The sequence below is a fragment of the Thermococcus profundus genome, from assembly GCF_002214585.1.
Classification (GTDB): Archaea; Methanobacteriota_B; Thermococci; order Thermococcales; family Thermococcaceae; genus Thermococcus; species Thermococcus profundus.
Map to the genome: position 1 here is coordinate 1,223,441 of NZ_CP014862.1, position 12,429 is coordinate 1,235,869.

General features: G+C 54.1%; 22 protein-coding genes. 11 read left to right on the forward strand and 11 right to left on the reverse strand.

Annotated features, from left to right (window positions below; all coding sequences use genetic code 11):
• The 8 genes from A3L09_RS06575 to A3L09_RS06610 are packed head-to-tail and all read left to right on the forward strand — an operon-like array spanning position 1 to position 5,772.
• A complete protein-coding gene (locus tag A3L09_RS06575) occupies positions 1 to 1,191 on the forward strand; it encodes a 2-oxoacid:acceptor oxidoreductase subunit alpha (protein WP_088858196.1) in 1,191 nt (396 codons plus the stop codon).
• On the forward strand, positions 1,191 to 2,057 hold the full coding sequence (locus A3L09_RS06580; protein WP_088858197.1) for a 2-oxoacid:ferredoxin oxidoreductase subunit beta: 867 nt from the start codon (positions 1,191 to 1,193) through the stop codon (positions 2,055 to 2,057). Before A3L09_RS06575 ends, A3L09_RS06580 begins: the two co-directional genes overlap by 1 nt.
• Complete coding sequence (locus A3L09_RS06585) at positions 2,047 to 2,331, forward strand: nucleotidyltransferase family protein (RefSeq protein WP_088858198.1); 285 nt, start codon at positions 2,047 to 2,049, stop codon at positions 2,329 to 2,331. Before A3L09_RS06580 ends, A3L09_RS06585 begins: the two co-directional genes overlap by 11 nt.
• Complete coding sequence (locus tag A3L09_RS06590) at positions 2,328 to 2,723, forward strand: HEPN domain-containing protein (RefSeq protein WP_088858199.1); 396 nt, start codon at positions 2,328 to 2,330, stop codon at positions 2,721 to 2,723. Before A3L09_RS06585 ends, A3L09_RS06590 begins: the two co-directional genes overlap by 4 nt.
• Positions 2,713 to 3,225, forward strand: a complete 513-nt coding sequence (locus tag A3L09_RS06595) for a 2-oxoacid:ferredoxin oxidoreductase subunit gamma (protein ID WP_088858200.1) — start codon at positions 2,713 to 2,715, stop codon at positions 3,223 to 3,225. Before A3L09_RS06590 ends, A3L09_RS06595 begins: the two co-directional genes overlap by 11 nt.
• On the forward strand, positions 3,222 to 4,370 hold the full coding sequence (locus A3L09_RS06600; RefSeq protein WP_088858201.1) for a 2-oxoacid:acceptor oxidoreductase subunit alpha: 1,149 nt from the start codon (positions 3,222 to 3,224) through the stop codon (positions 4,368 to 4,370). Before A3L09_RS06595 ends, A3L09_RS06600 begins: the two co-directional genes overlap by 4 nt.
• The gene (locus tag A3L09_RS06605) at positions 4,370 to 5,215 is read left to right on the forward strand and encodes a 2-oxoacid:ferredoxin oxidoreductase subunit beta (protein ID WP_088859011.1); all 846 of its coding nucleotides are present in this window, start codon (positions 4,370 to 4,372) and stop codon (positions 5,213 to 5,215) included. The genes A3L09_RS06600 and A3L09_RS06605 overlap by 1 nt, the downstream gene beginning before the upstream one ends.
• Complete coding sequence (locus tag A3L09_RS06610; protein ID WP_088858202.1) at positions 5,212 to 5,772, forward strand: 2-oxoacid:ferredoxin oxidoreductase subunit gamma; 561 nt, start codon at positions 5,212 to 5,214, stop codon at positions 5,770 to 5,772. The genes A3L09_RS06605 and A3L09_RS06610 overlap by 4 nt, the downstream gene beginning before the upstream one ends.
• On the opposite strand, the gene A3L09_RS06615 is transcribed toward A3L09_RS06610, so the two are convergent.
• Together A3L09_RS06615 and pfdA are read right to left on the reverse strand one after the other, a co-directional pair.
• Entirely contained in the window at positions 5,753 to 6,052 is a 300-nt protein-coding gene (locus tag A3L09_RS06615; protein ID WP_088858203.1) for a prefoldin subunit, read from the reverse strand. The genes A3L09_RS06610 and A3L09_RS06615 overlap by 20 nt on opposite strands.
• A 31-nt stretch (positions 6,053 to 6,083) precedes the next feature.
• Positions 6,084 to 6,545 carry a prefoldin subunit alpha gene (gene pfdA, locus A3L09_RS06620; protein WP_232473490.1) on the reverse strand — a complete coding sequence of 154 codons (462 nt, stop codon included), beginning with the start codon at positions 6,543 to 6,545 and terminating at the stop codon, positions 6,084 to 6,086.
• Between the two features lie 71 nt (positions 6,546 to 6,616).
• Between pfdA and A3L09_RS06625 the strand changes: the two genes are divergently transcribed.
• Complete coding sequence (locus A3L09_RS06625; RefSeq protein WP_088859012.1) at positions 6,617 to 7,090, forward strand: DUF192 domain-containing protein; 474 nt, start codon at positions 6,617 to 6,619, stop codon at positions 7,088 to 7,090.
• On the opposite strand, the gene A3L09_RS06630 is transcribed toward A3L09_RS06625, so the two are convergent.
• Genes A3L09_RS06630 through A3L09_RS06640 form a run of 3 tightly spaced genes read right to left on the reverse strand, consistent with a single transcriptional unit; the run spans position 7,087 to position 8,067 of the window.
• On the reverse strand, positions 7,087 to 7,434 hold the full coding sequence (locus A3L09_RS06630) for a 6-pyruvoyl trahydropterin synthase family protein (protein ID WP_088858205.1): 348 nt from the start codon (positions 7,432 to 7,434) through the stop codon (positions 7,087 to 7,089). The two genes, A3L09_RS06625 and A3L09_RS06630, sit on opposite strands and share 4 nt — an antisense overlap.
• A gap of 2 nt (positions 7,435 to 7,436) precedes the next feature.
• Positions 7,437 to 7,883, reverse strand: a complete 447-nt coding sequence (locus A3L09_RS06635) for a type II toxin-antitoxin system VapC family toxin (protein ID WP_232473491.1) — start codon at positions 7,881 to 7,883, stop codon at positions 7,437 to 7,439.
• The gene (locus tag A3L09_RS06640) at positions 7,873 to 8,067 is read right to left on the reverse strand and encodes a hypothetical protein (RefSeq protein ID WP_232473492.1); all 195 of its coding nucleotides are present in this window, start codon (positions 8,065 to 8,067) and stop codon (positions 7,873 to 7,875) included. Before A3L09_RS06640 ends, A3L09_RS06635 begins: the two co-directional genes overlap by 11 nt.
• 80 nt (positions 8,068 to 8,147) lie before the next feature.
• Between A3L09_RS06640 and A3L09_RS06645 the strand changes: the two genes are divergently transcribed.
• Positions 8,148 to 8,411 carry a hypothetical protein gene (locus A3L09_RS06645; RefSeq protein ID WP_232473493.1) on the forward strand — a complete coding sequence of 88 codons (264 nt, stop codon included), beginning with the start codon at positions 8,148 to 8,150 and terminating at the stop codon, positions 8,409 to 8,411.
• A gap of 20 nt (positions 8,412 to 8,431) precedes the next feature.
• Here A3L09_RS06645 and wtpA read toward each other — a convergent pair whose 3' ends face one another.
• The 3 genes from wtpA to A3L09_RS06660 form a co-directional block, all read right to left on the reverse strand.
• On the reverse strand, positions 8,432 to 9,445 hold the full coding sequence (gene wtpA, locus A3L09_RS06650; protein ID WP_394335192.1) for a tungstate ABC transporter substrate-binding protein WtpA: 1,014 nt from the start codon (positions 9,443 to 9,445) through the stop codon (positions 8,432 to 8,434).
• An 88-nt stretch (positions 9,446 to 9,533) separates the two neighbouring features.
• Entirely contained in the window at positions 9,534 to 10,097 is a 564-nt protein-coding gene (locus A3L09_RS06655; protein WP_088858209.1) for an HD domain-containing protein, read from the reverse strand.
• A 2-nt stretch (positions 10,098 to 10,099) separates the two neighbouring features.
• Positions 10,100 to 10,414, reverse strand: coding sequence for a GTP-binding protein (locus tag A3L09_RS06660; RefSeq protein ID WP_088858210.1), 315 nt, complete (start codon positions 10,412 to 10,414; stop codon positions 10,100 to 10,102).
• An 81-nt stretch (positions 10,415 to 10,495) separates the two neighbouring features.
• On the opposite strand from A3L09_RS06660, the gene A3L09_RS06665 reads away from it, so the two are divergent.
• Positions 10,496 to 11,065 carry an Era-like GTP-binding protein gene (locus A3L09_RS06665; protein WP_088858211.1) on the forward strand — a complete coding sequence of 190 codons (570 nt, stop codon included), beginning with the start codon at positions 10,496 to 10,498 and terminating at the stop codon, positions 11,063 to 11,065.
• Positions 11,066 to 11,107: 42 nt separating this feature from the next.
• Here the strand turns inward: A3L09_RS06665 and A3L09_RS06670 are convergent, their stop codons facing one another.
• From A3L09_RS06670 to A3L09_RS06680, 3 genes are read right to left on the reverse strand one after another with little or no spacing between them, the layout of a single operon-like run.
• Positions 11,108 to 11,374 (reverse strand): type II toxin-antitoxin system RelE family toxin, encoded by a 267-nt coding sequence (locus A3L09_RS06670; protein WP_088858212.1) that lies wholly within the window; start codon positions 11,372 to 11,374, stop codon positions 11,108 to 11,110.
• On the reverse strand, positions 11,364 to 11,549 hold the full coding sequence (locus tag A3L09_RS06675; RefSeq protein WP_088858213.1) for a hypothetical protein: 186 nt from the start codon (positions 11,547 to 11,549) through the stop codon (positions 11,364 to 11,366). The genes A3L09_RS06670 and A3L09_RS06675 overlap by 11 nt, the downstream gene beginning before the upstream one ends.
• Before the next feature lie 49 nt (positions 11,550 to 11,598).
• Positions 11,599 to 12,405 (reverse strand): GTP cyclohydrolase IV, encoded by an 807-nt coding sequence (locus A3L09_RS06680; RefSeq protein WP_088858214.1) that lies wholly within the window; start codon positions 12,403 to 12,405, stop codon positions 11,599 to 11,601.
• Positions 12,406 to 12,429: the final 24 nt, after the last annotated feature.

The following is a 12,429-nucleotide window of genomic DNA, read 5'->3' on the forward strand; positions in this document are numbered from 1 at the left end:
ATGATTATCCGCGGCGACGAGCCTGAGCAGATCAGGCTCATCAAGAAGCTCTACAAGCCGGGCAACTACTTCATGCAGGGAAACGAGGCTCTATCCTACGGCGCGCTCTTCGCAGGATGCCGCTTCTACGCTGGCTACCCGATAACCCCCTCAAGCGAAATAGCGGAGACGATGGCGAGGGAGCTTCCGAAGCTCGGCGGGTACTACCTCCAGATGGAGGATGAGATAGGGAGCATAGCCGCGATGGTTGGAGCCTCCTGGACGGGCTTCAAAGTCATGACGGCAACTGCTGGCCCTGGCTTCTCCCTCATGCAGGAGAACCTAGGATACGCCGTGATGACAGAAACACCTTTGGTTCTCGTCGATGTCCAGAGGAGCGGTCCGAGCACGGGTCAGGCCACTAAAGGAGCGCAGGGGGACTTCTTCCAGGCGAGGTGGGGAACCCACGGCGACCATCCCATAGTGGCACTTTCCCCAACGAGCGGACAGGATGCCTTTTGGGAAGTAATAAGGGCGTTCAACATTGCCGAAAGGCTTAGAACACCGGTTGTGGTTCTCTTCGATGGTGTTCTGGCACACACGAGGGAGCTCGTCAAAATACCCGACGTAGAGGAAGTCGAGATAACCTACCGCAAGCTTCCAGCTAACGAGGAGGAGGCTAAGCTTCCATTTGGAGACCCGCACGGTGACGGAGTTCCGCCGATGCCACTCTTCGGCCACGGCTACTTCACCCACGTTACCGGCTCGACCCACAAGGAGAACGGGTTAAGAGATGTTTACACTCCTGAGGTTCACGACAAGCTCGTAAGGCGCATCCACAGGAAGATAGAGCAGAACAGGCACGTTTACGAGAAGTACGAGGAGCACTTCACAGACGACGCTGAGATACTCGTGGTGAGCTGGGGGGTAACAGCTCGCCCGGCACTTGGAGCGGTCCTTAAGGCTAGGGAAGAGGGAATAAAAGCCGGCCTCTTCGTGCCGAAGACCGTCCATCCGTTCCCTGGCGAGAGAATGAGGGAACTCGGAAAGAAGGTCAGGGCTGTTCTCGTCGCAGAGATGAACCTCGGACAGATGATAATCGAGGTCGAGCGCTACCTCAACGACGACGTTCTGCTCAAGGGAGTGAACAAGATAGGCGGCGTTCCGCTCACCGTTGAGGAAATCCTGCGCGAGATAAGGGGTGTTGCCTGATGGCGAAGGAGATCTACTCGAAGTACCCACTCATCAAATACCTGAGAAAAGAAGCACTTCCAACCGCCCTCTGTCCTGGCTGTGGGGGTGGAACAGTCCTCAACGCTTTTGCAAATGCCGTTGATCAGCTCAAGATAGACCCGAAGGACCTCGTTGTCGTCAGCGGCATAGGCTGTTCTGCCTGGATTGCCTCCCCCTACTTCCTCGCGGATACACTCCACACGACTCATGGGAGGGCAATAGCCTTCGCCACGGGCGTCAAGGTCGGCCTTCCAGACAAGAAGGTCGTCGTAATAAGCGGGGACGGTGATTTAGCCAGCATAGGCGGAAACCACCTCATCCACGCCGCGAGGAGGAACATAGACATAACGGTTATCCTCGTCAACAACTTCATCTACGGAATGACCGGCGGCCAGGTCGCTCCAACAACGCCCTTCGGGGCAAAGACCACCACCAGTCCCTACAGGAACATCGAGCACCCGCTCCAGATTTCCGAGACCGTTGCCGCTGCAGGAGCATCTTACGTTGCAAGATGGACCACCGCTCACGTTTACCAGCTCATAGAGAGCATAAAGAAGGCCCTTCAGGTCAAGGGATTCTCGCTCGTTGAGGTCATATCCCAGTGTCCGGTTCAGTTCGGAAGGAGGAACCAGATGAAAGAACCAGCTGAAATGCTCCGCTGGTACCTCAAGAACTCAGTCCCAATAAGCAAGGCCAAGAACATGTCCCCAGAGGAGCTTGAGGGCAAGTTCGTCATTGGAGAGTTCGTTAACAGGGAGAGGCCCGAGTTCGTTACCGAGCTCAACAAGCTCATAGATGAGGTTCAAGAGCACTTCGGGCTTAAGGGTGAATCAGATGGAGTTTGAGCTCGTGGGCAGGAGAATAAGGGAGGCCTTCGGCGACAGGGTTAAGGAGGTCATTATCTTCGGTTCGAGGGCTAGGGGGGACTACAGAGAAGATAGCGACTTTGACATCCTCCTTATCCTTCGAGACGGAATACGGCCAGAAGACTGGGACATTATCGGGGAGCTCAGTGCGGAGCTTACCCTCGAGCTGGGGGTCTCGGTCATGATAGTGCCCCACACCTCCAGAAATGACAGCCTCTACATCACGGCGAAGACGGAGGGAATTGCAGTATGAACGGGGACGAGATCAGGGCGCTCCTTAGAAAGGCTGAAGAGAGACTTCGGGCAACTGAGGAGCTCTTCGAGAGAGGGCACTATGCATTCGCCATCTCAAGCGCCTACTACGTCATGTTCTACTGTGCTAGGGCGCTCCTCCTTTCAAGGGGCATAGCCCCGAAAAGCCATGCCGGTGTTCACTCCCAGCTCGGGAAAGAGTTCGTGAAAACCGGTGAGATGCCTGCAAGACTTTATACAGGCTACTCCAAAGCCCTCAACATGCGCCATACAGCCGATTATGACGCTTTCGTTGAGTACACCGAAAGAGAAGCCGGAGAGGTTTTGGAATATGCGGAGGAGTTTTTGACTTTCACAAAATCCTATCTGGAGGGTAGAGACGATGCAGATTAGGCTCGCGGGTATAGGTGGCCAGGGCGTCGTCCTGGCCGGGGTCATCCTCGGAGAGGCCGCCGCGATTGAAGGATTAAACGTCCTTCAGACCCAGGACTACAGCTCGGCCAGCAGGGGCGGTCATTCCATAGCGGACGTGATAATCTCAAAGGAGCCCATCTACGACGTGATAGTCACGAAGGCGGACGTTCTGGTGGCTCTGGCCCAGCTAGGCTACGACACTGTTAAGGACTCTCTGAAGGAAGATGGACTTCTTATCATCGAGACGGACCTCGTGAAGCCCGATAGGGACTACATAGGCGCCCCCTTCACGAGGCTTGCAGAGGAGAGCACGGGGCTGGCTCTGACCGTGAACATGGTGGCCCTCGGCTACCTCGTGGCGAAGACGGGTGTTGTGAAGAAGGAAAACGTGGAAGAGGCCATAAGGAGGCACGTTCCCAAGGGAACGGAGGAGATAAACCTCAGGGCCTTTAGGGTTGGTTTTGAGGAGGGATCAAAATGAGGTACCCATTTCCAGTCGGAAAGGCCGATTTCATAGCCGGTGACGAGGCTATAGCGAGGGCGGCTATTTTAGCCGGATGCCGCTTCTACGCGGGCTACCCAATAACGCCCGCAAGCGAGATATTTGAGGCAATGGCACTGTACATGCCGCTGGTTGACGGTGTGAGCATACAGATGGAGGACGAACTTGGAAGCATAGCGGCTGTAATAGGAGCATCCTGGGCCGGGGCAAAGGCCATGACTGCAACGAGCGGCCCGGGTTTCTCCCTCATGCAGGAGAACCTGGGATACGCCATCATGACCGAGACGCCGATAGTGGTCGTCAACATGATGCGTGGAGGCCCAAGCACGGGGCAGCCGACGTTTCCGTCTCAGGGAGACATAATGCAGGCCATCTGGGGCACGCATGGAGACCACATGCTGATAGTCCTCAGCCCATCGACCGTCCAGGAGACATTTGATCTGACCATCAGGGCATTCAACCTGGCCGAGAAGTACAGAACACCGGTCGTTCTCCTCGGCGACGCGGAGCTGGCCCACATGCGCGAGCGCGTATACATTCCAACTCCCGATGAGATCGAGATCATTGACAGAAAGCTCCCCGCCAACGAGGAGGAGGCCAAGCTTCCCTTTGGAGACCCGCACGGCGATGGCGTTCCGCCGATGCCGATCTTTGGAAAGGGCTACCGCACTTATGTTACCGGCCTGACTCACGACGAGTACGGCCATCCGAGGACTGTGGAGCCCGAGGTCCAGGAGAAGCTCATCGGCAGGATCTACAGGAAGATTCTGGATCACAAGGATGACATAATCAGCTACGAGAAGTTCGAGCTGGATGATGCCGAGATTGCCATAGTCTCCACGGGAATAGTCTCGCGCTCGGCCATCAGGGCAGTGAAGATGCTCCGCGAGAGGGGCGTTAAAGCGGGACTCCTGAAGCTCAACACGATATGGCCGTTCGACTTCGACATGATAGAGGAGCTTGCCGAGCAGGTGAGGAAGATATTCGTTCCGGAGATGAACATGGGGCAGCTCTACCACCTCGTCAAGGAAGGAGCGAACGGGAAGGCCGAGGTTGAGCTGATAAGCAAGATAGGTGGAGAAGTTCACACACCGATGGAGATCATTGAGAAGGTGGTGGGATGATGTACCTCAAGGACGCTTATGAGGTAAGGGACAAGTACCTCAGGAAGGACATGCTGCCGACTATTTTCTGCCCAGGCTGTGGTATAGGCTCGGCCCTCCAGTTCACCCTGAGGGCGATAGACGAACTCGGCTACAGCCAGGACGAAATAGTCTGGGTCAGCGGAATCGGCTGCTCCTCCCGCGTTCCAGGATACGTTAACTTCGACGGTCTGCACACCACCCACGGAAGGGCCCTGGCGTTTGCAACCGGCATAAAGCTGGCAAACCCCGACCTCAAGATAATAGCCTTCATGGGCGATGGAGACACGGCAGCAATAGGTGGAAACCACTTCATCCACGCGATAAGGAGGAACCTCGACGTCACGGTCATACTCATCAACAACTTCACCTACGGAATGACCGGCGGCCAGGTTGCCCCAACGACTCTAAAGGGCCTCAGGGGCACCACCGCCCCGTACGGCCAGTTTGAGAACCCCTTCGACATAGCCGGCCTGGCGGTTGCGGCCGGGGCGAACTACGTCGCCAGGTGGAGCGTCTTCAACTACCTCCAGGGAATGAACAGCATAAAGAAGGCCCTCCAGAAGGAAGGCTTCTCCCTGGTGGAATTCCTCTCCCCGTGTCCCGTCAGCTTTGGAAGAAGGAACAGGATGAAGACCGCACCGGAACTCCTCCGCTGGTATCAGAAGATAACTGTACCATTGAACAAGGCCAAGAAGATGTCCCCAGAAGAGCTTGAGGGGAAGGTCGTTATCGGTGAGTTCGCGGACAGGGACAGGCCGGGCCTTGTGAGGTCGTACATGGAATACAGGAAGCGCGCCAAGAAGATTATGGGGTGGGAAGAATGAGGAAGGAAGTCCTATTCAGCGGCTTCGGCGGTCAGGGTGTCATACTGGCCGGCGTCATTCTGGGAAGGGCTGCGGCAGTTTACGAGAACCTCTACGCCGTCCAGACGCAGGCCTACGGTCCAGAGTCCAGGGGAGGCGCGAGCAAGGCCGAGGTAGTCATAAGCGACGAGCCCATTGACTACCCCAAAACTCTCCAGCCAGAGTACGCGATCTTCTTCTCCCAGGAGGCCTACAGCAAGTACCTCCACAGCGTGAAGGAGGGTGCCAAAGTAATCGTCGAAAAGGACCTTGTCCCCAACCGCGACCTCGATTTCGAGAAGAAGCTCGATGTGATATCCCTCCCGCTGACGGAGATAGCAGAGGAGACGACCGGGCTGAGCCTCACGATGAACATCCTAACTTTGGGCCTCCTCACAGCTTGGACGGAAATCGTCAGCAGGGATGCCATAGAGAAGGCAGTCCTCGACGCCGTTCCCAAGGGGACGGAGGAGATAAACCTCAGGGCCCTAAAGAAGGGCTTTGAACTCGGAGAGAAGGCTAAGAGAGGGGAGCTTTGAGTTTTGAGAGCTCCTCCATAATCTCTTTCTCCCTCTTCTTGAGCCTCTCGATTTCCCTCTTGTAAACGAGTCTGCTCCTCTCGATGTGTTCTATTGCCTCGTCCTTGCTTATCTCCACCAGAAGGTCGCTGAAGGCCCTGTAGAGCCTCCTTTCGGGTTTAATGGAGGTTATAATGCCCTCTGCATAATCAAGTTCCTTCATCTTGAGCTCGAGGCTCTGCCTGAGGCCCCTTATCTGCTGGAGCTCGAGCTGGAGCTCGTAGGCCTTTAGAGTCTGCACATGATCACCCCCAGAAAAGGAAAGAATGAGATCACTTCCTAGACTTCTTGGGCTTCGGCTCCATGGCCTCAAGCTCCTTGAGGAGCTCCGTGACCTTCCTGCTGTCCTCCTCTATCTTCCTGAGCAGGGCAAGGCGGAGCTCCATCAGGGTGTTTATCCTCTTCTCGATGTTCTCCCTGGCCTCGTCTATGCTCGCCCCGACCAGTATGCCGGCCCCAACGTCGATTATAACGTCATCGGGCTTCTCTATCTTGCCCTTTATGGCTATGCCGCTTCCCAGGGGGATGTATATCTCCTTGCCTTCGCCCTTCTCCTTGATGTACGCGAGGGTGGCGTCGACCGTCCTGAGGTCGGCGATGGTGGCGTCGATCGCTCCAACCTGGCTCCTGAGATACTCTATCTCACCGAGGTAGCTCCTTATCTCGTCCTGAACCCTCTCAGGAGTCCTCTTAACCTTGGTCTCGGCCATCCCCACCACCCCTGTCCTTTCCATATTTTAGTTACATTTTGTATTTAAAAATTTTTCGCCGTTAGGGTTATTAAGCGGACCGAGAAATGAAGAACATGATAACCAACGAGACCAAGGGTAAAACCTGGCACGGGACGGTTAAGCTCGCCGATAACTTCTTCAAGCGCTTTAGGGGTTTAATGCTTGTCAGCAACGTAAACTACGCCCTGATCTTCGTTCTCCCGGCCGAAACGAAGGCCAACGCATCAATCCACATGTTCTTCATGCTGAGCGACATAGACGTTATATGGCTCGACTCAGCGAGGCGCGTCGTGGACTTCAAGACTGCGAGAAGATGGCGCATCTACGCCCCGAAGAAAGCAGCAAAGTACATAATCGAAGGGCCGGTCGGACTGATAAAGACGCTCGAAGTGGAGGAGGGGGATCTGATAGACTGGACCCCCACTGAAGAAAAAGGGCGGACGGTTCCAGTTAAATCCCTCATTCCTGGAAAGATAGATCTGAACGGTTCTAAAAATGGGATTGCAATGGTCGAGAGCGTCAAAGAAGTAAAGGCCAAGGAGATTTAAAACTCGAACTCCACCCCGTTTTCATCTCCCTCCCAGAGGACGATGCGCTGAAGCTTTACACCCGTGGGGAGCTTTTCCTGGACTTTTTCTGCAATCCAGAGGGCAAGGTTCTCCGTTGTGGGGTTCTCAAAGAGCGAGTTGAGGTTCCGATGATCGAGCTTCCCGAGTATTCCCTCCACGATTGCCCTGAGCTCCAGAAAGTCGATGACGTAGCCGTTCTCCAGGGGGCCCTCAACGGCAACCTCAAGGCGAAAAGTGTGGCCATGTATCTCCTCCGCCTGTCCGTTTATGATGACGGCGTGTGCCGCCTCGAACTTGAAGCGCTCGACGACGCGGGATTTCATGATTATCCCTCCAGCTCATTCGGGGAGGATATTAGCGATATTCCCTCCCGTTTACATGCATCCAAGAAGTCCGAATCAAGGGATACTAGAGCCTCTACCCCGTAGTATTCCGCAGTGGGAAGCATTAGGGCACCGTTGGACAGAAGTCCGTACTCAGAGGAAAGCCTCACCGCAATAGTAACCACATCGTAGTTGACCTCGAGAAAGTCGGGAATTGCAAGAAGGGGCAGGACAACATCCTCAAACTCCTGAACGGCAGATTTGACGAGTTCAGGTTTCTTCTTTGCTCTCCAATACGAACCAACCCTGATGCGAAGATAATGATAAAAGACCTCGCTGAAAACAACGTCGTTTATGAAAACACGGCAGTTTGAGTGGAACAGCTTTGAGAGAAGGATTTGTGCATCGGCATTACCTTTAAGGGCCTCAACGAACACGTTACTGTCCACGAGAAAGCTCCTCATAGAGCTCAGCCTCCAGCTCGCGCCAGGACTTCTCGGACCTTATGGAGCCAAAAGCCCGTTTGAGAACATCATCAAGGTTCGCCCTCGCCTTTGCCCTGAGTTCGTCCATTCTGACCCGCCACTCCCTGTTGAGGGATACGTATCCCGTTTTCTCCACGTATCTCACCATCGGTAAATTCAGGATGGGAATACATAAACTTTCCCACCGAAAGGCTAATCTGCTGGATATACCAATACTCATTTTGGGTGATGCCGGTGGGCTGTGGAATGGCCGTCGATGCCAACCGTGTTATTGCTGGAGGAGTTTTGGTCTTCGTTGAGCCGGAAACCTTCAAGAAGTTCCTGGAGCTGAAGGAGAAGCCCCTCGTGATAGTCGGCGAAACGGGAGGTTTTAAGAAGGTTAAACTCACCATGACGACCTACGACGGGGCTCTGATAATAACGCGCGGCGAGGTCGAGCTGCCGGAGACGGCGATAGTAGTGACGGCGAAGGAGCTGTCGGTTGGGAAGTGAGAGAAAAAAGCTAAAATGAATCAGTCGCCAGATTTTACCAGATCCTTTATTTCCGCCGGCACGTTTCCAAAGGCAATCGGCGGATCCAAAAAGCTCTGGTGGTTTTCCTTGAATACCTCCCTTCCCCTCTCCCCCAGGAGAAACTTAAGGAACTCAATGGCCAGATCCCGATGGGGGGCGTTCTTGAGAACGGTGACGCTATAAACTATCGGCTTCGCCTTCACGGTCTTCCCGGTTGAGCCGAGGGTTATCTCAACTTGGCCGTAGTAGGCAGCTTTGTTGAAGTCCTTGAGGTTGATCCCGTCCGGCAGGGTGATGTAGCTGAGGTTGTGCTGTTCTGCCACGCTCTTGTAGATGAAGAAGTAGTCGAGGCTTCCAGACTCAACTAAGCCAATTAGATCAGTTTCCTTAGGCCTTATGACAACTTTGTGGGTCTTGAGTTCAATTTCCTTCGGGGCGTATATGTGCATGCCGTTGGCGTAGATGTTGGTGTTCTTTTCCACGAGCGTCTCAAAGATGGGCTTCCCGTAGTAGAGATCGGCCAGCTTCATCACCATTACCGAGCGGTAGCCGCAGGGATCCTGGTTTGGATCTGAAAAGCCGAAGGTAACCCCATCCCTCGCCAGGATCTCGTACCACCTCTCGGGGTGGGTCTTCATCTCGTCGGCGTACTTGCTCCTGTCAGTAAAGGCTATGACGATCTCGTTTGTCGCGAAGAGGACGTAGAAGTCAGTGTAGTTCGGGATCAGCATCTGTGGAATCAGGGTGTAGTCCGCAACACCTACAACGTCCGCGTCCCTTCCAAGGTCAGTGACTTTCCTGACTGCATTGATGCTCCCGCTGGGCTCATCCTGAAACTTCACTTTGACGCCGAGGTTCTTCTCGGCATAGGCGGAGAACTCTTTCTCAAGCTGCTGAAAGGGCACGCTCAGCGAGCCCGCGTGGAAAACCACCAGCGTTATCTCCTTATCTGTGGAGTCTGAGCCGTTTGAATTTATACATCCAGCCGCAATGAGCGAGAACGCGAGAACCATTGTCAGGATTATACCTCTCCATCCCACGAGTACCACCGAGTTACTAAACAAAAACAGGGATTTAAACATTTCGAGTAAACAGGGAGATCTACAGCAAACAGTTTTGTTTTCTAGCCCTAACCAGCCCCTCGATGACGTCCTTAAAATGGGGGTACAAATCGCTCTTTCTTAGGCTTTCAAGGGCCCCCCAGAACTCATCCAGCGCATTAAAGCCGGCCCTTTCGTATTCACACGCCTGAACCAGCATCTCCAGCTTATCGGCGAATTTTACGAGTTTGCCCTCCAGCGTGCTCTCGGACTCGTACTCCTCAAACAGCTCCAGGTACTCCTCGGCCCGCTTGGTTGGTTTGAGAATGTCACGGAGGGCCTTTCTCTCTCCCGAAACTTTGTCGAAATAGCCCTGGGCGGGCATGGGTATGTCGGTTATTCTGGCCTCGCCAAGATCATGGAGGAGGGCCATCTTAACGGCCTTCTCCACGTCCACGTCGACTCCACGATTCCTAAGCTCATCCGCAAGAAAGAGAGTTATCAGAGCCGTTCTAAAGGAGTGGTCCGCTATGCTCTCCGGATTTGGGATTCCTCGCAGTACCCAGCCGCTCCTCCTGAGCTTCTTGAGGTTTCCAGCCTCAATGAAAAGATTGAGAAGCGACATCCTCAGTCCTCCGCGATGAACAGGGCCCTCTCTGTCTCGACGGCACTCGCTATCACGCAGTCTCCAAGGAACCTGCCATAGACCTTTACGTGATCCCCAGCGCCTATGCAGGGGCTTCCCGAGAACTCCACGCGTATACTGCCGAGTGAAAACGTCGTCCTGTAACTTGGCAGCTCCATTGGCAGGAACTCGATGGTGGGTTTGCCCTCAACTGCCCCCTCAAAAACAACGTTCTTTCCCCTAAAAGACCCGGATTTCAGCTCTTCCACGCCCACCACGTAGTAGTAGTGATGCCCGAGTTTTACCCGCCTCGGCATATAGCGTCCGCCCCATCAGTTTATATAACCCCATTTTGAGATGGTTGCCAATGGGAAGATAAACCTTGCGGGGGTGGGAGGTTGATAAAGGTTGCTATCATAGGTGCCGAAAACGTCGGGAAATCAACCCTTATGAACGCCCTAATCGGGGGAAACGTTAGCGAGGTGGAGAACCTGCCGGGAACTACCAAGGGAGTGATAAGAAGACGATTCGGCAAGCTCAAGATCCCGAAGAGCATGAAGAATCCTCTCGGAGGGGCGGACGAGTTCGTTCTCATAGACACAGCAGGACTCTTCGATCCAAGACACGAGCTCAGGGGAAAGGTTCTGAGCGAGGAGAAGTTCCGTGAGATAGTGCGCGAGATAGCCTCGGCCGATGTGGTCATCCACATGGTCGATGCGACCGTCGGCCTCCACAGGGGGATGGAGAAGCTCCACCACCTCCTCAAGTTCCGCTACGATAAGCCCATCATCGTGGTGATAAACAAGATCGACCTTGTCCCTTCCGAGAGGGTTGAGGAACTTAAGGGGACGATAAAGAAGAGGCTGGAGCAGGAGGCGATACCCCTCTCACTCGCCACCTTCGAGGGGTTCAACGACCTCCTCAAGGCGATAGCCTACTACGCGCAGTACTCAACCCAAAAGAGGTAACAGGCAGATGGGTGATTTAGTATTAATGGCATCTTCCATCCGTTAGGAGTACACATTTTCGCGCTTTCCTACTCTCAGGATTTTTACAATCCGTGCTTCTCTGTCGTATTCAAATATCACCCTGTATTCACCAACGCGAAGGCGGTAAAGATTACTGTACCCCCTCAGCTTTTGGACATCAAGCTTTGCCAGTGGAAATAGGGCGAGCTTTGAGATTCTGTCTTTTATTAAGTCCCTCCGGCCTGCGGGGATCTCCTGCAACTCTTTAAGGGCATTCTTGCTTACAAGAATCCTGTTCTCAAAGCTCATCTTTGATCACGTCCCATTCAAGGAACTCATCCTCCCTCCGTTTTGCAATGTCTTTGACTTCCCACTCTTCTGGCTCAGATTCTTCAATGAGCTGGAGGTTTACCTCTATGAGCTCTTGGAGGAACCGCTCTATTTCATTTATTTTCCGCTGTATTTCGGCAAGAGTAGCGCTCATTATTGACCCCCCATAAGGAATGATGAAAAGAGGTAAATTAATCTTTCCCTCAGCTCCACGTCTCGGCGATAACGTCGTGCTTGTGGATGCTCTCGTTGCTGACGACCTTCACATGGATCCTCCCACCAAAGCGCTCCTTAGCCTTGGCGAATATCTCCCTGGCGACATCCTCAACGAACTTGGGGTTGGAGAACATCCTCTGAACCACGGCGTTTTCGTCAGGGGTTTTCAGCAGGGTGTACGTAGGCGAACTGAAGGAGCTTTCAACGACGTCTATCATCTCTTCCAGGGGGATTTCCTCCTCAAAGGGCGCCCTTACCTCAAGCTCCCCAACGGCCCTCTGGATGTGGGTCTTGCCGTCGTTGTTGGCCATCGCGTGGGGGCAGACGGTGTTTCCTACCACCCTAACGCGAAGAACCTTCTCGAAGGAGCCGTCCTCGTTCTTGATGACGCCAACCTCAACGTCGTAGGGCTCGTAGCTCGTCTTTCCGCTGGCGGGCGTCTCGCGCGGGATGATCAGGTGTGTCTTTACCCAGACCTCTGCCCGTCTGTGTGGGTGCTTGCCCTCAAGGCGCTTTATTACGCACTTTCCGAGCTCCTCAAGGGAGCTGTGGGCTTTCATAACCTCCTCCTCGACGGCCTCGCTCATGGCATCAGTCACGCTCTCAATAAGCCTGCTCATGTGGATGCCCTTCTTCTCAGCCGGAAGGTCTATGGTTATCTCGAAGAGCGGGAGGAACGTGTAGACCTTCCCTTTCCAGTTTATCCTTGCAACGCTCCTGAGGTTTGTTATCCCCACCCTCCTCAGAGGTTCCATAATCCTGGGGGTTTCCTCCTGCGTCTCGAATATGGGCATTAGCATCACCTCTTCCGATACTGA

What these genes read in the sequence shown, in the direction of transcription:
- A3L09_RS06575 (WP_088858196.1), top strand. Translation starts at nt 1, where the DNA reads ATGATTATCCGCGGCGACGAGCCTGAGCAGATCAGGCTCATCAAGAAG.
- A3L09_RS06580 (WP_088858197.1), top strand. Translation starts at nt 1,191, where the DNA reads ATGGCGAAGGAGATCTACTCGAAGTACCCACTCATCAAATACCTGAGA.
- A3L09_RS06585 (WP_088858198.1), top strand. Translation starts at nt 2,047, where the DNA reads ATGGAGTTTGAGCTCGTGGGCAGGAGAATAAGGGAGGCCTTCGGCGAC.
- A3L09_RS06590 (WP_088858199.1), top strand. Translation starts at nt 2,328, where the DNA reads ATGAACGGGGACGAGATCAGGGCGCTCCTTAGAAAGGCTGAAGAGAGA.
- A3L09_RS06595 (WP_088858200.1), top strand. Translation starts at nt 2,713, where the DNA reads ATGCAGATTAGGCTCGCGGGTATAGGTGGCCAGGGCGTCGTCCTGGCC.
- A3L09_RS06600 (WP_088858201.1), top strand. Translation starts at nt 3,222, where the DNA reads ATGAGGTACCCATTTCCAGTCGGAAAGGCCGATTTCATAGCCGGTGAC.
- A3L09_RS06605 (WP_088859011.1), top strand. Translation starts at nt 4,370, where the DNA reads ATGTACCTCAAGGACGCTTATGAGGTAAGGGACAAGTACCTCAGGAAG.
- A3L09_RS06610 (WP_088858202.1), top strand. Translation starts at nt 5,212, where the DNA reads ATGAGGAAGGAAGTCCTATTCAGCGGCTTCGGCGGTCAGGGTGTCATA.
- pfdA (WP_232473490.1), bottom strand. Translation starts at nt 6,545, where the DNA reads ATGGAAAGGACAGGGGTGGTGGGGATGGCCGAGACCAAGGTTAAGAGG.
- A3L09_RS06625 (WP_088859012.1), top strand. Translation starts at nt 6,617, where the DNA reads ATGATAACCAACGAGACCAAGGGTAAAACCTGGCACGGGACGGTTAAG.
- A3L09_RS06630 (WP_088858205.1), bottom strand. Translation starts at nt 7,434, where the DNA reads ATGAAATCCCGCGTCGTCGAGCGCTTCAAGTTCGAGGCGGCACACGCC.
- A3L09_RS06640 (WP_232473492.1), bottom strand. Translation starts at nt 8,067, where the DNA reads ATGGTGAGATACGTGGAGAAAACGGGATACGTATCCCTCAACAGGGAG.
- A3L09_RS06645 (WP_232473493.1), top strand. Translation starts at nt 8,148, where the DNA reads ATGCCGGTGGGCTGTGGAATGGCCGTCGATGCCAACCGTGTTATTGCT.
- wtpA (WP_394335192.1), bottom strand. Translation starts at nt 9,445, where the DNA reads ATGGTTCTCGCGTTCTCGCTCATTGCGGCTGGATGTATAAATTCAAAC.
- A3L09_RS06655 (WP_088858209.1), bottom strand. Translation starts at nt 10,097, where the DNA reads ATGTCGCTTCTCAATCTTTTCATTGAGGCTGGAAACCTCAAGAAGCTC.
- A3L09_RS06660 (WP_088858210.1), bottom strand. Translation starts at nt 10,414, where the DNA reads ATGCCGAGGCGGGTAAAACTCGGGCATCACTACTACTACGTGGTGGGC.
- A3L09_RS06670 (WP_088858212.1), bottom strand. Translation starts at nt 11,374, where the DNA reads ATGAGCTTTGAGAACAGGATTCTTGTAAGCAAGAATGCCCTTAAAGAG.
- A3L09_RS06675 (WP_088858213.1), bottom strand. Translation starts at nt 11,549, where the DNA reads ATGAGCGCTACTCTTGCCGAAATACAGCGGAAAATAAATGAAATAGAG.
- A3L09_RS06680 (WP_088858214.1), bottom strand. Translation starts at nt 12,405, where the DNA reads ATGCCCATATTCGAGACGCAGGAGGAAACCCCCAGGATTATGGAACCT.